Source organism: Streptomyces kaniharaensis (assembly GCF_009569385.1).
Classification (GTDB): domain Bacteria; phylum Actinomycetota; class Actinomycetes; order Streptomycetales; family Streptomycetaceae; genus Kitasatospora; species Kitasatospora kaniharaensis.
This window is the reverse complement of record NZ_WBOF01000002.1, coordinates 432129-449853: the sequence shown is the minus strand read 5'-3', so window position 1 is coordinate 449853 and position 17725 is coordinate 432129. Positions and strand designations below refer to the sequence as shown.

15 protein-coding genes and 3 pseudogenes are annotated in these 17725 nt (G+C 70.2%); 11 read left to right on the top strand and 7 right to left on the bottom strand.

The genetic code is table 11. From position 1 onward, the window contains the following. Positions 1–50 precede the first annotated feature (50 nt). A complete protein-coding gene (locus F7Q99_RS29580) occupies positions 51–818 on the top strand; it encodes an SDR family oxidoreductase (protein WP_153466988.1) in 768 nt (255 codons plus the stop codon). Then, positions 815–1123, top strand: a complete 309-nt coding sequence (locus F7Q99_RS29575) for an SDR family NAD(P)-dependent oxidoreductase (protein ID WP_326847317.1) — start codon at positions 815–817, stop codon at positions 1121–1123. The genes F7Q99_RS29580 and F7Q99_RS29575 overlap by 4 nt, the downstream gene beginning before the upstream one ends. Here the strand turns inward: F7Q99_RS29575 and F7Q99_RS29570 are convergent. Next, positions 1101–1723: pseudogene (locus F7Q99_RS29570) on the bottom strand (winged helix-turn-helix domain-containing protein); the annotation flags it as partial. The gene F7Q99_RS29575 and the pseudogene F7Q99_RS29570 overlap by 23 nt on opposite strands. A gap of 78 nt (positions 1724–1801) precedes the next feature. Between F7Q99_RS29570 and F7Q99_RS43895 the strand changes: the two are divergent. Continuing rightward, a pseudogene (locus F7Q99_RS43895) lies at positions 1802–1882 on the top strand (transposase); the annotation flags it as partial. Between the two features lie 21 nt (positions 1883–1903). Here the strand turns inward: F7Q99_RS43895 and F7Q99_RS29560 are convergent. Beyond that, positions 1904–2467 carry a carboxymuconolactone decarboxylase family protein gene (locus tag F7Q99_RS29560; protein ID WP_153466986.1) on the bottom strand — a complete coding sequence of 188 codons (564 nt, stop codon included), beginning with the start codon at positions 2465–2467 and terminating at the stop codon, positions 1904–1906. A 115-nt stretch (positions 2468–2582) separates the two neighbouring features. Here F7Q99_RS29560 and F7Q99_RS29555 point away from each other — a divergent pair, with 115 nt between their 5' ends. Both F7Q99_RS29555 and F7Q99_RS43890 read left to right on the top strand, forming a co-directional pair. Then, on the top strand, positions 2583–2858 hold the full coding sequence (locus F7Q99_RS29555; protein ID WP_268267661.1) for a winged helix-turn-helix transcriptional regulator: 276 nt from the start codon (positions 2583–2585) through the stop codon (positions 2856–2858). Positions 2859–3012: 154 nt separating this feature from the next. Next, positions 3013–3102, top strand: a pseudogene (locus F7Q99_RS43890) (transposase); the annotation flags it as partial. Between the two features lie 88 nt (positions 3103–3190). Here the strand turns inward: F7Q99_RS43890 and F7Q99_RS29545 are convergent. The 3 genes from F7Q99_RS29545 to F7Q99_RS29535 are packed head-to-tail and all read right to left on the bottom strand — an operon-like array spanning position 3191 to position 5945. Next, the gene (locus F7Q99_RS29545) at positions 3191–3721 is read right to left on the bottom strand and encodes a hypothetical protein (protein WP_153466984.1); all 531 of its coding nucleotides are present in this window, start codon (positions 3719–3721) and stop codon (positions 3191–3193) included. Then, positions 3718–5208 carry a sensor histidine kinase gene (locus tag F7Q99_RS29540; protein ID WP_153466983.1) on the bottom strand — a complete coding sequence of 497 codons (1491 nt, stop codon included), beginning with the start codon at positions 5206–5208 and terminating at the stop codon, positions 3718–3720. The genes F7Q99_RS29545 and F7Q99_RS29540 overlap by 4 nt, the downstream gene beginning before the upstream one ends. 41 nt (positions 5209–5249) lie before the next feature. Beyond that, on the bottom strand, positions 5250–5945 hold the full coding sequence (locus tag F7Q99_RS29535) for a response regulator transcription factor (protein ID WP_153466982.1): 696 nt from the start codon (positions 5943–5945) through the stop codon (positions 5250–5252). 625 nt (positions 5946–6570) lie between these two features. Between F7Q99_RS29535 and F7Q99_RS29530 the strand changes: the two genes are divergently transcribed. From F7Q99_RS29530 to F7Q99_RS29505, 6 genes are all read left to right on the top strand, one after another. Continuing rightward, positions 6571–8616 (top strand): transglycosylase domain-containing protein, encoded by a 2046-nt coding sequence (locus F7Q99_RS29530; RefSeq protein WP_230210988.1) that lies wholly within the window; start codon positions 6571–6573, stop codon positions 8614–8616. 157 nt (positions 8617–8773) lie between these two features. After that, positions 8774–9793, top strand: coding sequence for a permease (locus F7Q99_RS29525; protein WP_153466980.1), 1020 nt, complete (start codon positions 8774–8776; stop codon positions 9791–9793). After that, positions 9793–10551 (top strand): TIGR03943 family putative permease subunit, encoded by a 759-nt coding sequence (locus F7Q99_RS29520; RefSeq protein WP_153466979.1) that lies wholly within the window; start codon positions 9793–9795, stop codon positions 10549–10551. The genes F7Q99_RS29525 and F7Q99_RS29520 overlap by 1 nt, the downstream gene beginning before the upstream one ends. Before the next feature lie 87 nt (positions 10552–10638). Beyond that, on the top strand, positions 10639–11904 hold the full coding sequence (locus tag F7Q99_RS29515; RefSeq protein ID WP_153466978.1) for a polysaccharide deacetylase family protein: 1266 nt from the start codon (positions 10639–10641) through the stop codon (positions 11902–11904). Between the two features lie 136 nt (positions 11905–12040). Continuing rightward, complete coding sequence (locus tag F7Q99_RS29510) at positions 12041–12406, top strand: hypothetical protein (RefSeq protein WP_153466977.1); 366 nt, start codon at positions 12041–12043, stop codon at positions 12404–12406. A 112-nt stretch (positions 12407–12518) separates the two neighbouring features. Continuing rightward, a complete protein-coding gene (locus F7Q99_RS29505; RefSeq protein ID WP_153466976.1) occupies positions 12519–14483 on the top strand; it encodes a glycoside hydrolase family 9 protein in 1965 nt (654 codons plus the stop codon). Positions 14484–15090: 607 nt separating this feature from the next. Here F7Q99_RS29505 and F7Q99_RS29500 read toward each other — a convergent pair. After that, positions 15091–15957 (bottom strand): universal stress protein, encoded by an 867-nt coding sequence (locus tag F7Q99_RS29500; protein ID WP_153466975.1) that lies wholly within the window; start codon positions 15955–15957, stop codon positions 15091–15093. Between the two features lie 144 nt (positions 15958–16101). Next, positions 16102–17691: an oleate hydratase gene (locus F7Q99_RS29495; RefSeq protein WP_230210987.1), complete on the bottom strand. Its 1590-nt coding sequence runs from the start codon at positions 17689–17691 to the stop codon at positions 16102–16104. Positions 17692–17725 lie beyond the last annotated feature (34 nt).

Below are 17725 nucleotides of genomic sequence, written 5' to 3'. Positions count from 1 at the left end.
GGGATGGCATCCCCTGGTTGCGCGGGTGGGAGCGGTGCACCGTGGAGGACATGACCACGAACCACCAAGCTCGAACTCATGAACCGCCCGTCGCGCGGGTTGCCGTCGTCACCGGAGGATCACGCGGCATTGGCCGGGCGGTCGCCCGCAAGCTCGCCCAGGACGGCCTGGCCGTCGTCGTGAACTACGCCCACGACGCGGCTGCCGCCGAGGAGACGGCGGCGGCGATCACCGCTTCCGGCGGGCGGGCGATCCGGGTGCAGGCGGACGTGGCGGACGAGAGCGCGGTGGCCGCGGCGTTCGACCGGGCGGAGCAGGAGTTCGGCGGCGTGGACGTCGTCGTGAACTGCGCCGGTCGACTCGCTCTGTCGCCCATCGCCGACCTCGACCTCGCCGTGCTCGACGCCGTGCACCGCACCAACATTCGCGGCGCTTTCGTCGTCGCCCAGCAGGCGGCCCGGCGCCTGCGTGTGGGCGGCTCCTTCGTGGGGTTCTCGACCTCCGTTGTCGGCACCCAGTTCCCCGGGTACGGCGCGTACGCGGCGAGCAAGGGCGCCGTCGAGTCGATCACGCTGATCCTCGCCCGCGAGCTGCGCGGACGGAACATCACCGTGAACACCATCGCCCCCGGCCCCACGGCCACGGACATGTTCCTCGACGGCAAAACGCCCGACCAGATCGACCAGCTCGCCAAGACCCCGCCGCTGGAGCGGCTGGGCACCCCTGAGGACATCGCCAACGTGGTCGCGTTCCTCACCGGCCCGGAAGGGCACTGGGTCAACGGCCAGATCCTGCGCGCCAACGGCGGCATGGTGTGAGTGCGCGACCGAAGGTCGTGGTGATCACCGGCGCGTCCAGCGGCTTCGGGAACCTCACCGCACGGGCCCTGGCCGAGGCCGGCCACATTGTCTACGCCGGCATGCGCGCCACCACCGGCCGCAACGCACCGGCTGTCGCCGCGCTCGCCCAGGTCGAGAAGGACCGCGGCGTGCGGATCACCGCGGTGGAGATGGACGTCCAGAAACAGGAATCGGTCGACGCTGCCGTCGACCACGTGATGGCGGAGCAGGGACGGATCGATGTCGTGGTCCACAACGCCGGCGTCCCGATCGGCGGCCGCTGACCGTCACGACCGGGGTGCGGCCTCGCCAGCCCCAGGTGCGTCCTCTGGGCGGACGGCGGGTGAAGCCTGCTTCGTCCTCGAAGCAGATGTAGCCCCCGCAGGCCGCCCGCGCTCTTTTACCTCCGCCCAGGTCGCCTCCTTCCACACGCTGACGGCCTGCTCGTCCCGCTCGGCCACCCTGCGGGCGGGGACCTGTGGGCTGAAGCCGAGCCGGTGCATCAGCCTCGTGGCGCCCGAGACGCTGTAGGAGACGTGGAACTTCCGGCCGATCAGCGTGGCCACCCTTGCCGCGGTCCAGACCTGGTCCTCTACCCAGCCGTGCGCGGCCGGACCCTCCTCCAGATAGGCGGCCAGTTTCTCCAAGCAGCGCGACGACAGACGGCACCGCGATCCGCTCGGGCCGCGAGAGGCCAGTGCCCGGGCCCCGCCCTCCTGCCACAACTGGTGCCACTGGTAGGCCGACTTCGGGCTCACCCGCAGACGGCGCGCGACCTCCGGCGGCTTGACTCTCTGCTCGAACAGCTCGGCGGCCTGCATCCGCACCGACTCCCGGCGCACCCGTCCCGCGGCGGTCAGCCCGCCCCCATCCGCATATCTCACCCACCACCAGATACAGCCACCGCACCGCACCAATCAGGGACTTCGAGAAGGTTCACCCTGACGAGCCGAGGTCAGTAACGGCTGCAGTACCGGCCCGACACCCTCGACGGCTTCATAGCCGGCACCGACCTGACCCTCGACACCCCAACACCGCCCTGACGCGCGAAAGCCGGCAACGGATCACACCGCGGCGATTGGCTTGGTGCCGGGCTCAAGAGGCAGACGGAGCGCCCTGACGGCGAACGAGACGGCGTGGTACCAACCGCAGATCAGGACCAGCTCGAGCGCGGCGTCTTCATCGGCGACGGCGACCAGGTTCGCCCAGGTGTCGTCGGAGAGATCGAAGGTCGCGTGGAGCTCGTCGACGGCTTCAAGCACCGCACGGTCAGTTGCGTCCCAGCAGCCGTCCGCCGGCCTTCCGGCCGCGAGGGACGCGAGCTGCGCGGCGTCGAGTCCCGCCTTCTCGGCGAAGCCCGCGACGTGCACGGCCCACTCGTAGTCGGCGCCACAGAGCGCGGTCGTCCGGTCGATGACCAGCTCGCGCTGACGGAGAGTGAGAGCAGAGCGCCGAGAAAAGTAGTAGCTTCCCCAGCCCGCGATGGCGCGGGCGAGCTCGGGCCGGCGCGCCCACACCCGGAACAGCTGGATAGGCGAATGCCCGAGGAGCTCGAGGGCTGCGCCGGCTTCCTCGTCGTACGGCGGAGAGAGAGGTTCGATCCGCGAGTGCTTCGGTTTTAGAGGCATGGCGGCACGCTAACATTGATGCTTCGGAAAGCGAAGCAAATGAGGGAAGCAAATGGCTCGACCAACACCCCTCCCGGGCCGACGGGTCCGCGGCTCACAGACGGGGCGCCCGATCATGGCGCTGCTCGACCTCCTGGGTCGGCGCTGGGTGCTGCGAGTCCTGTGGGAGCTACGGCACGACTCGACGCCGACGTTCCGGCAGCTCCAGCAGCGATGCGACGGCATCTCCTCAAGCGTCCTGGCAGACCGGCTTCGTGACCTTGGACAGGCCGACCTCGTCGAGCACGCCGGCGAAGGCTACCTGCTCACCGGACAAGGCAGGACCCTTCTCGAACGTCTCGCCCAGCTCGACGCGTGGGCCGCTGACTGGCGGCCCAAGGCCGAGGACTGACGACCATCCCTGATCTTGGCCGGGAATCCCGGCCAAGCGCCGTCCGGCTACGGCTGGTCCGGAGCGGAGCCCCCGGCTGCAGCGCCGGTGCAAGCCCCGCGGGCCGGGCAGACGGGCCAGGTGGGTCAATCAGGCTCCTGCGAGACGGGGACGGCGCCCCAAACGCCTGCAGTACCGGCCCGACACCCTCGACGGCTTCATAGCCGGCACCGACCTGACTCTCGACACCCCGACATCACCCTGACGCGCCGACGTCAGTAACGGCCAGGTCGGACTTGGAGCTGGGGAACGGAATCTCGCCGTGACTGCGGTCGGTTCGAGCTTGGCAGGGGTTACCCGCCTGGCGGGTGCGCCGGTGTCTCGGTCGAGTAGGCGGCGGGCCGAGGGATGGAGCACTGGCTGCTGCCCTGAGTGAGCCGCCCGTCGGGTCCGGCCACCACGACCGTGACCCCCGTCGTCGCGGTGTCCGGGTCCTCGGTCTGGCGTGCCGCGGCGGCCGTGCAGATCAGTTGCCGGGTGGCCAGCGGCGACAACGGTCCGGTGCCCGCAGCAAGCTGTAGCCTCACTTCGGCGCCGCTCGCGCTAATCGTCGGGGCGGGGATGCGGGTCAGCGCGGTCGTCAAGCCGAGCTGACGGTCCCGCACGTCTGGGCCCGCGAGCAGGAGTTGAATGGCCGTGCGTACATCGACCGGGTTGGTGAGCTCACGGACTACCGGGACCACACGGCCGTCGGTGACGAAGAAGATCAGCGCTCTGGGCTGGATCCCGGTGGCCGGGTCGCCGGACTGGATCACGCCGGTCGTGGGAATCCCGCAGCCGGACAGCAGCAGGACTGCGGCGGCGAGCAGCATCGTGCGCCTCATGACCGCTCCTCCTCTCGGAGCTCGGGGAGGGGGAGTTCGACAATGAACTGGGCGCCGCCGTGGGGGTGGTTGGCCGCGCGGATGGTGCCGCCGTGGAGGTGCACGTTCTCGGCGGTGATAGCCAGGCCCAGGCCGCTGCCCTGCGTGCGGGTGCGGGCGGTGTCGGACTTGTAGAAGCGGTCGAAGATGTGCGGCAGGACGTTCTCGGGGATGCCGGGCCCGGTGTCCTGCACCTCGATCACCGCCCACCTCTCAGTTCCGTGCGCGCCGTCGCGGGCGGGCCGCGGGTCCGCATGCAAGGAGAGCCGTACCGGCGGTGCCCCGTGCCGCAGCGCGTTCGCGATCAGGTTCGCGACGACCACGTCGAGGCGGCGGGGGTCCACCCGGCCGCGCAGCGCGGCGGGCTCGGGTAGCCGGGTGTCCACGTGGTTCTGCCAGCCCCGGGCGATGAGGGTGCGCTGGACGGACTCGGCGAGGTCGATGTCGTCCAGGTGCAGGGCGGCGGCGCCGGCGTCGAAGCGGGAGATCTCCATGAGATCCTCCACCAGTCGGGCCAGGTTGGCGGTCTCCTGGCTGATCAGCCGGACGGCGGCGGCGGTGTCGGGGTCGAGCCCGGCGGCGTCCTCGTCGAGGATGTCGGTGACGACCGACATGGCCGCCAGGGGGGTGCGCAGTTCGTGGGAGACATCCGCGGCGAAGCGGCGGGCCTTGGTCTCCATGCGGCGCAGTTCGGCGACCGATTCCTCCAGGGCGGCGGCGGTCTCGTTGAACGTGTGGGACAGGTCGGCGAGTTCGTCGGAGCCCTGGACGGCCAGACGGGTGTCGAGTCGTCCCTCGGCGATGCGCCGGGTGGCCTGGCGCAGGTCCCGTACCGGGCGCAGCACGCCCCGGGCGGCGAGGAGTGCGAGGAGCACGGCCAGGACCAAGGCCGGTAGGGTGGCCCGTTCTGCGGCTGAGACGAGGGCCTGGACGTAGGCCTGTTCGGCGGTTTGAGGTACAACTACGAAGACGGTGAGGCCGGTGGCCGCGCGCTTGTGGTCCGCCGAGGCGAACGTGATCGGCATGCCGACGACCAGGTCGGAGCGGCCGGCGACGGTCACGCGCTGGAAGACGGTCGGCGTGTGGGTGGTGGCGGCGGTGCGTAGGGCGGGCGTCAGTTCGGTGAACGGGTCCTGTGGTGCGGAGGTGGCATTCAAGCCGCGATAGGTGGCCATGACCCGCCATTGCCGTGTGGGATCGGCCTCGGCGACGTTCGCCGCGAGGGCTGCCAGGTCCTGCTGCGTGGGCGGGAAGGTGAGGCCCCAGGCGAGGGTGTCGATTCGGTTCCGCACGAGGCGTATGACGGTGTCCTGGCTCTGCTGGAGGATGCCAGTGCGGGCCTCACGGAACGTCAGAGCGCCCGTGGACAGCGCGGCGAGGGCGGCCACCAGCGCGAAGGCCGCGACCAGTCTGATTCGCAGGCCGCCCGGCAGCAGTCGATGCCGCAACCGTTGGCGCGGAGGGGAGGTGTGTGGGGACAAGGGGGCCGTCACCGGGGGCTGTGGAACCGGTAGCCGAAGCCCCGGACGGTCTGGATGTAGCGCGGCTGCCGCGGGGGCTCGCCCATCTTGGTCCGAAGTCGTTTGACGCAGGCGTCCACCAGCCGGGCGTCACCGTGGTAGCTGTGTTCCCAGACGGCTTCCAGGAGTTGCTGGCGGCTGAACACCTGGCCGGGGGCGGCGGACAGTGTCAGCAGCAGCCGCAGTTCGGACGGGGCGAGCGGGACCGCCGCTCCCCCGCAGGTGACGGTGAGTGCGGCTCGGTCGATGCGCAGTTCGCCGTGCGTCTCGGCTGCCGGAGCAGCGCCCTCGGGCGACGGACCGGCTTCGACGCGGCGCAGTACGGCGCGGATCCTGGCATCCAGGACGCGGGCTTGGACGGGCTTGACCACGTAGTCGTCCGCCCCGGTCTCCAGTCCGACCACGATGTCCACGTCGTCGCCTCTGGCCGTCATCATGATGATCGGGAGCTGGCTGTCCGCGCGGACGCGGCGGCAGACCTCAAGGCCACCGATTCCGGGCAGCATCAGATCGAGCACCATGACATCCGGCTGGAACGACCGAAGCTGGGCCAGCCCGTCCTCCCCGGTCTCGGCCGCGGCGACTTCGTGCCCTTGGCGGCGTAGTGCAAGCCTGGCGCCTTCGCGGACAGCGGGGTCGTCTTCAACCAGTAGGACACGAGACATGAGGTCAGTATCGGTGCAGGCCGCCGGTCGGCCCGAACACTGTTACCTGATGATCACAATGCGGGAGCTGTTGCGGTTCGGTCATATTCCCAGCCCGGTTTCGATCACATACGCGGGCCAGCCTGAACGTCTGTGAGCACATCACGTCGAACTCGCCTTCCCGCGCAAGCACTTTCGAGCATCGGATCCCCGCCCGGCGGCGAACGGCCTGACCAGCTCAAGCTCCCCGGCGGCACGGTCCCCCGCCGTGCCGCCGGGGTCGTTCGCGCGCTCCCACCCTCCCGAAACCGAAGGCAGCCGCCATGGCCGAGAAGAATCCGTCCTCGCACCGGCCCGCCCGCCACCTGAGCCCGACTCGCCGAACCCCGTGCGGGACGACCACGCCCGCAACACCCCATCCGGCAACGTCCCATCACAAGGAGACATGAGTGAGGCTCAATCCGTCGACCCGTGCCCGACGCGGAGAGCCGCTCGAGGCCGATGGCTGCGCCCGCCGGGACCGCCGGCTCGACACCTGAGCGGTCGGCCGGCATCCGAGGCGGTCGGCGTGTAACCAAAATCCCTCCCCGACGTCGCCTCAAGGGGAGGAATTCGAACGAGAGTCCAGATCATGGAGGGGCGCGCATTGCCTGCCAACAGTCGCCACCAGGCCAAGCGGAGTCCGAGCCAGGGCAGGAGGGCCGGGCTGCGGCTGCGTCGGCTGGCCCGGGCCCTGGTCCGTCCCGAGCGCCGCAAGCCCCGGCGACCCAAGGGCTACCCCCGGCCGGACCGCACCGGGCTGCGCCGCTGGCTGCCGTCCTGGCGGCACCTGCTGCGGATCACACTGCTCGGCCTCGCCTGCCTGGTGGGCCTGGCCTGCTACGCCTACCACGAGACGAAGATCCCCACCGACCTCAAGGCCTTCGCCACCCAGCAGAACAACGTCTACTTCTGGGCCGACGGCCCCGAGATGGCTCGCACCGGCGACATCAACCGGGAGGACATCCCGCTGAGCCAGATCCCGCAGGGGGTGCAGTGGGCGGCGCTGGCCGCCGAGAACGAGACCTTCTACTCGGACCAGGGTGTGAACCTCCAGGGCATGCTGCGGGCGGTCTACAACATGGCGAGTGGTGGTGGTACGCAGGGCGGCTCCACCATCACCCAGCAGTACGTGAAGAACGCCTACCTGAACCAGCGTCAGACCATCGGTCGCAAGCTCACCGAGATCTTCATGTCGGTCAAGCTCGACCGGAAGCTGAGCAAGCAGCAGATCCTGGAGGGCTACCTCAACACCAGCTGGTTCGGCCGCGGCGGCTTCGGCATCGAGCGGGCGGCCCAGGCCTACTACGGCGAGGACGTCTCCCAGCTCAACCCGAGCCAGGGCGCCTTCCTGGCCGCTCTGCTCAAGGGCGCCGGACTCTACGACCCGGCGATCAGCCCGGCGAACCACCAGCGTGCGGTGGACCGGTGGAACTGGATCCTGGACCGCATGGTCAAGATCGGCAAGCTCTCCCCGGCCGAGCGGGCGACCTACACCACCTTCCCCGAGCCCCAGGCGCCGCCCAAGCAGGTTGGCCTCAGCGGCCAGACCGGCTACCTGGTGGGCATGGCCCGGCAGTACGTGACCTCGCGCACTGGCATCACCGATGCCCAGTTCGACCTCGGCGGCTACCAGATCTACACCACCTTCGAGAAGCCCGCGGAGAACGCGCTGACCGCCGCGGTACAGGCCGCGTCGGGCCGGCTGAAGGCCGACGACCAGCTGCGGGTGGGCGCCGCCTCGGTGGCCACCGACGGCCGGGTGCTCGCCGTCTACGGCGGCCCCGACTACCTCAAACAGGGCTACGACAACGCCAATTCGGCGATCGTGCAGGCCGGCTCCGCCTTCACCCCGTTCGTGTACGCCGCAGGGCTCGGCCAGGGCGTGCAGCGGCAGGTGGACGGCGGCCGCACGCCCGTCTCCCCGAGCACCACCTACAACGGCGACGACCAGGCGCCGATGCAGACCGCGGAGGGCCCGTACTGGGACCGCAACGGGAAGATCGTCAAGGGGCTCAACGACGGCGGCAAGTCCTTCGGGACGATCACCCTGCAGGAGGCGGTGGCGCAGTCGGCCAACAGCCCGATGGAGCAACTCGGCCTGGACGTCGGCCTGGACCGGGTCCGGCAGACCGCCACCTCGCTGGGACTGCTGCCGGACAGCATGGGCCCCCAGGTGCCGGCATTCTCGCTCGGCAACTCCACCCCGAGCGCTGTCCGGATGGCCGACGCCTACGGCACCTTCGCCGCCGGCGGCATGCACACCGACCCGTACTCGGTGCTGCGGATCACCCGCAACGGGTCCGGCGTCGGTCTCGACAGGCCGACGGCCACCCGGGTGCTGAGCCCGCAGGTGGCGCAGCACGTCGACGCGGCGCTGACCGAGGCGGTGCAGCACGGCACCGGGCAGGGAGCCCGGCTGCCCGACCGCCCGGTCGCCGGCAAGACCGGCACCACCCAGAACAACACCGCCGGCTGGTTCGTCGGCTACAGCGGCAAGGTGTCCACGGCGGTCGCCGTGTTCCGGCTGGACGCGCGCAGCGTGCAGACGCTGCCGCTGGACGGGCAGGGCGACCCGGCCAAGTCCGCGGCGGCAACCGCCTTCCCGGAGGACGTCTGGAGCAGCTACGAGAAGGACCTGCCGGCGGGGTGAGTCCACGAGCCTGGAATCGGGATCCCATGCCGCTCGGACGGGCGGTGACGCCAGGGACGTGGACACAGCGGGTCTTTGATCTCCAAGAAGACGTAGATGCGCCTGAGGAAGAGGTCCAAGGAACAGTGATCGGGGAGTGCGGGGGTGGCGGACGGCCATGACGGAGCAGGGGCGGGGCAGCGCCGTCGCGCAGCCGGTGGCGGCGCCACCCGGCAGGCGGCGCAGCAGGCAGCGGATCGGCTCGCTTGAGCTGCTGGTGGCCGGCATGGTGCTGCTGCTCGTGGGGCGGCAGTGGCTGGCCGGGTGGTTCACCGCCCCCGGGGTGCAGGCCTGGGCGACGGTCTTCGTGGCCATCTGCGTGCAGGCTGTGCCGTTCCTGGTGCTGGGGACGGTGCTCTCGGCGGCGATCACCGCGCTGGTGCCGACCTCGTTCCTGGAGCGGGCACTGCCCAAGCGGGCGGCGCTCGCGGTGCCGGCGGCGGGGTTGGCCGGGGCGGTGCTGCCGGGCTGTGAGTGCGCCTCGGTGCCGGTGGCGGACGGCCTGATCGCGCGCGGGGTGGCGCCGGCCGCCGCGCTGGCTTTCCTGCTCTCCGCGCCGGCGATCAACCCGGTGGTGCTCACCGCGACTGCGGTGGCCTTCCCCGGCCGGCCGGCGATGGTGCTGGCCCGGTTCGGTGCCTCGCTGGTCACCGCCGTCGTAGTGGGCTGGTTGTGGGCTCGGTTCGGTCGGCCGGAATGGCTGCGGCCCTCGGTGCGGCGGGAGCGGGGAGCCGGGGAGCGGCGGTGGACGGCGTTCCGAGCGGCGTTCGCGCACGAGTTCCTGCGCGCGGCCGGGTTCCTGGTGATCGGTGGCATCACCGCGGCCACGCTGAACGTGGTGGTTCCCCGGGAGTGGCTTGGTGGCGTCGCCCACCTGTCCGGCGTCTCGGTGCTGGTGCTCGCGCTGTTGGCGGTGCTGTTGGCGGTCTGCTCGGAGGCGGACGCGTTCGTCGCGGCCAGCCTCAGCGTGTTCCCGCTCGCGGCTCGGTTGGCCTTCATGGTGGTCGGTCCGATGGTGGACGTGAAACTGGTGGCGATGCAGGCCGGCACCTTCGGCTGGTCCTTCGCCTGGCGCTTCTCGGGGACCACGTTCACGGTGGCCGTCGCGGCTTCGGCGGTGGCGGGGTGGTGGCTGTGATGAGGCGTGAGGCGCAGGCGATCCTGCTGGTGCTGCTGGGCACCGCGGTGCTGCGGATCTCGCTCCTCAGCGACGCTTATCTGCGCTACGTACGGGCGGCGCTGCGGCCGTACCTGATCGCCGCCGGAGTGGTGGTCGTGCTGCTGGGTGTGCTGACCGCCGCAGTGGCGCTGCGCGCGGCCCGGCGTGCGGATGGGGACCACGACGTCCACGGCCACGACGTCCACGGCCACGACGCGAACAGCCACGATGCCCACGGCCACAGCCATGGCCTGCGGATCGCCTGGCTGCTCATCCTCCCGGTGATCGCCATCCTGCTGGTCTCCCCGCCCGCCCTCGGCCCCTACACCGCCCAGCACGCCGGGAACACCATGGCCAAGCCCGACACGGCCGCCACCGGCTTCCCGCCGTTGCCGACCGGCGATCCGCTCCCGCTGCCGCTGGCCGAGTTCGACGTCCGGGCCGCGTGGGACACCACCGAACCGCTGCTGGGGCGTCGGGTGAAGCTGCTGGGCTTCGTCATGCCGAAGAGCGGCGGTGGCTGGTACGTCACCCGTCTGGTGATCAGCTGCTGCGCGGCCGACGCGGTGACCTACAAGGTCGAGATCCGCGGCATGCCGATGCCGCCGACGAACAGTTGGGTGGAGGTGACCGGAGTCTGGCAGCCGGACCCGGCGCAGGCCCGGTCTGATGCCGTGCCGGCCCTCAACGCGGCCCAGGTGACGGCAGTTCCCCAGCCGCGCGATCCGTACGAGTAAAAGTCGTCACCATCCGTGCGGGCGACGGATGTGACTGCCATCGGCGTCTCCCCCATAGGGAGATCACTTCCAGGAACGAGGTTGACAATGAAGACCACCCGTCGTACCACGCTGCTGCTGAGCGGTGGCATCGGACTAGCGGCCGTGCTCGCGCTGGTTCCCGCCACGCCGGGCCCGGGCGGCCATCCGGGGGCCGCCGGGGCGACGCCGGAGAGTGCCGTGCCGAGCAGCCCGGAGGCCGGCCGTCCGAGCCCTTCGGCCAGCCAGACGTGGGACGGCACGGTCCACGTGCTCGGTGACGGGTCCACCTCCGACACCGGACCGGAGCCCAAGCAGCTAGTGCCGCAGAAGCTGAAGCCGGGCGAAAAGCCGCCGCAGTTCGTGGTCTTCTCCTGGGACGGCGCGCTGGAGGGCGACGAGCGCCTGTTCTCGCACTTCCTCCAGGTGGCGGAGCAGAGCAACGCCCAGATGACGTTCTTCCTGGCCGGCATCTACCTGCTGCCCAAATCCAAGCGCTACCTCTACCACCCGCCCCAGCACCCGGTGGGCACCTCGGCCATCGACCTCCCGACCGACCAGCACATCAAGGACACCCTCGCGCAGCTGCGGCAGGCCTGGGCGGACGGCGACGAGATCGGCACCCACTTCAACGGGCACTTCTGCAAGCCCGCCCCCGGCGGCGGCGACACCTGGAGCAGCTCCGAGTGGCTGAGCGAGACCCAGCAGGCCTACTCCTTCGTGGAGAACTGGAAGACCAACACCGGATACAACGACATCCCGCCGCTACCCTTCGACTACCAGAAGGAGCTGGTCGGCGGCCGGGCGCCGTGCCTGGAGGGGCAGACCAACCTGCTGCCGGTCGAGAAGCAGCTGGGCTGGCGCTACGACGCCAGCTCGCCGGGCGAGTTCCAGATATGGCCGACCAGGACGAACGGCATCTGGAACTTCCCTCTGCAGCAACTCCCGTACCCCAAAAAGAACTTCCAGTTCCTCTCGATGGACTTCAACCTCATGGCCAACCAGTCCGGCGACAACCCGTCGGACGACACGTCGAAGTACCCGGGCTGGGAGAAGGAGACCCGGGACGGCTACCTCAACGGCTTCGAGCGGGCCTACAACGGCAGCCGGGCACCGCTGTTCATCGGGAACCACTTCGAGACCTGGAACGGCGGCATCTACATGAAGGCGGTCGAGGACGTGATGCGGACCGCCTGCACGAAGCCGGACGTGCGCTGCGTCTCGTTCAAGGAACTCGCCGACTGGCTGGACGTCCAGGACCCCAGCGTGCTCGCCCGGCTGCGCACCCTGGATCCGGGCCAGGCACCGGACTGGGCGAGCTTCGTCAAGAAGTGACCTGCCGGGAGTAACTGCCTCACCATCAAGAACGGGTCGTCGAGAACGGCCCCCGGCCTGCCGACGCACGGCCGCCTTCGACGCCTGAAGGGTGTCAAAACCCCGATTAGGCCGCTGATACGGGCGATCGGGCAGAGTGCGGTCGGCGATCAGGGACGGCGAGTTTGAAGTCAGCCTCGGCGAGATCGCCGGCGAAGTCGACGGCGAAGCCGGCTTCGCGCAGGCCTCTGGTGATCGCCGGGCCAAGCTCTGGGTCGTCCTCAAGGACCAATACGCGCATGACCGGGGAGCCGACTTGGTCGGAAAGATCGCGAAAGACTGGGTCACGGTGATGGGAGTAGATTATGCGGCTTTGATGGGTCTAGGCATCCCCGAAGTGGACCGGTGGATGCCGGTTCGCGCTCGGGAGGCCGTCGAGGCCCGAAGAGCAGCGCCGGTCACCGGAGCAAGGTGCGGCGCGGGGACGGCGAGCCGACGGACGGCCTCACTCGACCGGTACTGAAGCACCAGGATGCCGTCGAAGGCGGCTTCACGAGCGTCGACGTGGCATGGGAGCTCCAGGTGCTGTTGCCTTCCTCATGATCGCCTCATGAAGCCGCTGGCAGCCTGCGGGCATGGAAAAAATAGGTGCCGGCGTCATCGGCATGACCGCTGTCGGCGTGGCGACCACCGTGCTCGCGGTCTGCTGCATCCAGTCCGCCCAGGGAACGACCGCAGCGGCCTCCACGTCCGCAGCACCTCGCGCCGTAGTGCGCGTGGACCAGGTCGGCTACACGTCCGGTGAGGCCAAGCAGGCCTACCTCATGACCTCCGCCTCCGCGTCCAAGGCGTCCTTCCGGGTGCGGGACGCCTCCGGAAAGGAAGTGCTGAGCGGCAAGGTCGGGGCCTCCACCGGCGGGTGGAACAGCACCTACAAGGCCGTTCACACCCTGGACCTGTCCCGCCTCACCGAGCCCGGTGACTACCGGGTGGAGGTGTTCGGGCCCGTGAGTGCGACCTCCCCGCAGTTCCACATCGCTCCCGCGGACGAACTGTTCGGCAAGCTCATCCAGGACAACGTCCGCTTTTTTCAGGCCCAGCGCGACGGAGCCAACGTCGTTCCCACCGAGCTGCGACGCAAGCCCTCACACCTGGCGGACCGCCAGGCCACCGTGTACGACACCCCCGCCTACGACGCGGACGAGAAGGTTCTGCTGGCGCCCCTCAAGCCGGTCGACGGCCCGGTCGACGTCTCCGGCGGCTGGAACGATGCCGGTGACTTCCTCAAGTTCACGCACACCGCCTCCTACTCCACCGCGAGTCTGCTGCTCGCGCAGCGGGCCATGCCCGTCGGTGGGAAGGAGCTGGCCGCCGAGAGCCGCCACGGGCTGGACTGGCTCGACAAGATGTGGGACGACGAGTCCCGCACCCTCTACGTGCAGGTCGGTCTCGGCAAGGGCGACACGGACGACGGCAGCGGCAAAATCCGCTCCGATCACGACATCTGGCGCCTGCCCGAGGCCGACGACGCCCTCCAGGTCAAGCCCGGCGACCCGAACTACCTGATCAAGCACCGACCGGTCTTCCGTGCGGCACCCCCCGGCAAACAGATCAGCCCCAACCTCGCCGGGCGCGTCGCCGCGACCTTCGCCCTGGCCGCCCAGCTGGACGCGGCAGACAACCCGGACCGGGCACACGCGGAGCTGGAAAAGGCCGCACACATCTACGAACTCGCCAATACGGCACCCGGTGACCAGCTGGTCACTGCCTTCCCCCACGGGTTCTATCCCGAGGCATCCTGGCAGGACGACATGGAATTCGGCGCCAGCGAGCTGGCCCTCGCCGGCCAGGCCCTCGGCGACAACCGGGCAGCCGACTGGATCAAGCAAGCCGGCCACTGGGCCAACCAGTACATCAACTCCGACACCAAGGGCACCCTGGGGCTTGGCGACGTCAGCGCACTCGCACACGCCGACCTCGCCAAGCTCCTCAACTATGGCGCCCCGAACACAGAGGTGACCAGCAGCCAGCTTGTCGCCGACCTCAAGCGACAGCTCGACGACGGCAGCTCCCGCGCGGCCCGCGACCCGTTCCGAGCCGGCGCCGTCTACACCGACTTCGACTCCGTGCCCCACACCTTCGGTCTGGCCGCCACCGCCCAGCTGTACCACCGCGTGACCGGAGACTCCCGCTATGACGCCTTCGCCACCCAGCAGCGCAACTGGACGCTGGGCGCCAACGCCTGGGGCTCCTCCTTCGTCATCGGGGCAGGCACCACCTTCCCGCACTGCCCCGAGCACCAGGCCGCCAACCTCGCCGGTGACCTCGACGGGGAAGGCGACATCCTGCTGGGCGGTGTCGTCAACGGCCCCAACGCCGCTGCCAAGCTCAAGGACCTCAACTCCTTCCCCGCCATGCGCAAGTGCCCGACGAACCAGGGCAACCCCTTCGCGGCTTTCGACGGACGCGGCAGCGGCTACATGGACCATGTAGGAGCCTGGCAGACGGTCGAATCCGCGGACGACTTCACCGCCACAGCCCTGCTTGCCTTCACCCTCTCCACCTCCACCCCCCAGAACGCCGAGGCCAACACCAAGTGACAACAGCGCAGCGTGGATCGCGTCGCGGCGCCGGGTGAGGTCGGCGTGCAGCAGCGGTGACAGACCGGGCGGGATCGGAGCCGGGCGTCCAGGCGCTCGGCCTCGGCGGCCACCGCGGTGGTGTTGCCGGGGTGAGGACGACGTTGTGGCATTCCAGCGGGCGGCACTCCAGCGGGACCGGGAGGGCCCGGCCCCCGGGGGCGGAGCGGGGGCGGTTGATTACCCACTGGCCGGCGCCGTCCCGGCTGCCGTCCGCCCCGTGCCGGTGGAGTTCTTGAGCTCTCTGTCCGGTAGGTGTCGAAGGCCGGGGTCGGTCCATGTTCGGCGGGGTCGTGATGCGCGGTCTGCGCGACGGCTGGACCAGTACGGCTGTCCCGGGGCAACGAGCCGTACACGGCGCTCTCCACCGGTCGGGTGCTCAGAGAACGTCGCATTCCAAGCGGGCCGGGGCAGTCAGGAGGAACAGCTGACCGGCCGCGTCGGCGGCCGGGAACTCGAGCCGGGTCCGGCGGACGCCTTCGGATGTTCGGCGTAAGCCTGGGCACGGGAAGAGGGCGGTGGACGCCGGGCGTGCCGCGGTCCACCGCCCTCGATGCGGTGGGTGGGTTCAGTCGTGCGGGACGACGGCGACCGGGGGCTGCGCGTGGTGGAGCACGGCGTGGGCGACCGGCCCGAGCCGCATGCCGCCGTGGTGCTGTGGGCGGCGTCGGCGGCCCACCACGACAAGGTCCGCGTCGGCGCAGGCGTCGACCAGGGCCGCGGCGCCGCTTCCGATCCTGCTGTCCTGGACCACCGTGACCTCGGGGTACTTCTCCTGCCAGCCGGTCATCGCCAGCGTGAAGAGTTCGTCCTCGATCTCCCGGAACTGCTCGGCCTCGGGCTGCGGGGCCACCCAGCCGGCGTAGCCCCAGACCGGCGGGGGCGTCCAGCCGTGCACGGCTCGCAGCACCGCCCCGCGCCGCTCGGCCTCGCGGAACGCGAAGTCGATGACGTCAGGGGCAGCCTCGCGGGTGTCGACGCCGACGACGACCTCGGCCCCGTCGGGCCGTTCGGTCCCGCCGGAGCGGACCAGCACGGTCGGGACCTCGCTGCGCGCGGTGACGGCCAGGCCGATGGAGCCGACCATGAGTCCGCCGAAGCCGCCGAGCCCGCGGGAGCCGAGGACCAGCATGCGGGCGTCGGCCGCCGCGTCGACCAGCACGTCGACAGGCTCGCCGCCCCCGATCAGCTCGGCGCGGATTTCCAGTCTCCGGTGGGTGTCGTCCACCGCTCGCTTGGCATCGGAGAGCATGCGCGTGGTCAGGGCACGGACGTCGGCCGGCTGACTGCGGTCGTTGTGCAGGTCGTCGAGCCAGGTCTGGGCGTGGACCAGGCGCAGCGGCAGGCCGTGGCGGGTGGCTTCGTCGGCCGCCCAGCGAGCGGCGGCGATGCTCTCCTCCGAGCCGTCAATGGCGGCGAGCACGTATTCGGCCATGGATGTTTCCTCTCCAGGATGGGCGAGTGCGGTGATGGTGCCGGGCAAGTTTTCGCGGGCACGGGCTTTCCGGGACAGGGCCGACCGGCGCCCGGCGGGCGGCCCGAAGGTCCCCCTGCCGGGCGCCGGCTGAATCCCCGTGTTTCAGGCGAAGGCGGTTCGCAGGGCCCGCAGGGCCGTGGCAGGCTCGGCCAGGGCGTGGTGGACCGGAGGGACGGGCAGGTCAAGGCCGAGGAGTTGGTAGACGGCGTGCATGGCGCCGCGCACGGAGTACTCGACGGTGAAGACCACGTCCTCGGGGATCTCGACGTACTGGCCGAGGAGGGCGAAGTTGCGCGCCCCGTGCGGGATCACACGCGGGCGGTCACCCGCGCCGCGGCGGGCGAACTGACTGGTGATGTAGGGCATCATCACGGTGGTGACGGTCGTGGTGGCGAGGACCTCCTCGGTCAGGTCCTCGAAGCCGAGCTGTCCCAGGAGTTCGGTGAGGATCTCTCGCCCGGTGCACTCGGCCATGGTCTTGGCAGTGTGTTCGCCCGGGGTGTCGATAAACAGGCCGTAGCCCCACAGGGTGAAGACGTCGTCCGGCTGTCCGTCGAAGTGCGGGGGGCGGGGGACGACGATCGACATCAGCCATGGCGAGTCCTTGAAGGTCATCAGCGCGCCGGTGCCCGGGGCGTTGCCGCTGAACTCTTCGATGCGCTTGAGCAGCGCGGGGCTGCGCATGGTGAGGGTGAACGACTCCCAGGCGGCCTCGGGGATGCTGCCGTTGAAGACGGCGGGCCGGCCGAAGTCGGAAGCCTTGCGGGAGAGGGTCTCCCAGAGCGTCCAGCTCCCGTCGCGCTTGTCGCGGATGACCTCGGGTGCGGTGTGGTCATCTCCGTAGGAGGCGTCGGCGGTCATCGAGCCGAGTGTGATGAACGCCAGGTCCAGATCGCCGAGTTCGACCTGCTCACGGAGGCCCTCGCGTTCGAGGTACAGGCGCTTGGCACGGCGGATGCCGCCGTGCTCGGTGAAGTCGACGTCGGTCACGGTGACGCCGTGCTCGAAGCGCACCCCGTGCTCCAGCAGCCACGCGGTGAGCGGCCGCACGATGGAGTCGTACTGGTTGAGGCGGGTGCGGCGTACACCGGCCAGGGTGTGGATGCGCGGGAACTCCTGGAGGAAGCGCAGCAGGTAGCGCTTCAGCTCGATGGCGCTGTGCCAGTTCTGGAACGCGAAGGTGGTGCGCCACATCGCCCAGAAGTTGGTGCCGAAGAAGTGCTCGGTGAAGAACTCGTCGATCCGGCGCGCGCCGATCACCGACTCGGGCAGGACCAGCAGCCGGGTCAGCTCCAGACGGTCGTGGGCGTTGAGGCCGAGGCAGGCGGCGTCGACGATCCAGTGGTCGCGGTCAATCAGCCGGGCCTTGGCGTCGGTCGGCCATGCCCGGTTGAAGTCGGTGATCTCCTGGCTGACGGAGACCTCCGGGTCGTCCAGCGTGGGGATCGTCTCCAACAGGTTCCACAGGCAGGTGTAGGCCTCGTCCTCCAGCATCCGCCCGCCGCGGGTCACGTACGCCGCCTCCGGTGAGCCCCGGCCGTCGAGCGAGCCGCCCGCGAGCGGGAGCTGCTCCAGAATGTGGATGTTCTCGCCGGGGACGTCGCCGTCCCGGATCAGGAAGGCCGCGGCGGCCAGGGCGGCGATCCCGCCGCCGACCAGGTACGCCTTCGCCTCGCGCTCGCTGTCGATCATGTCGTGTTCCATTCGTCCGCCGGGTCCGCCCCTG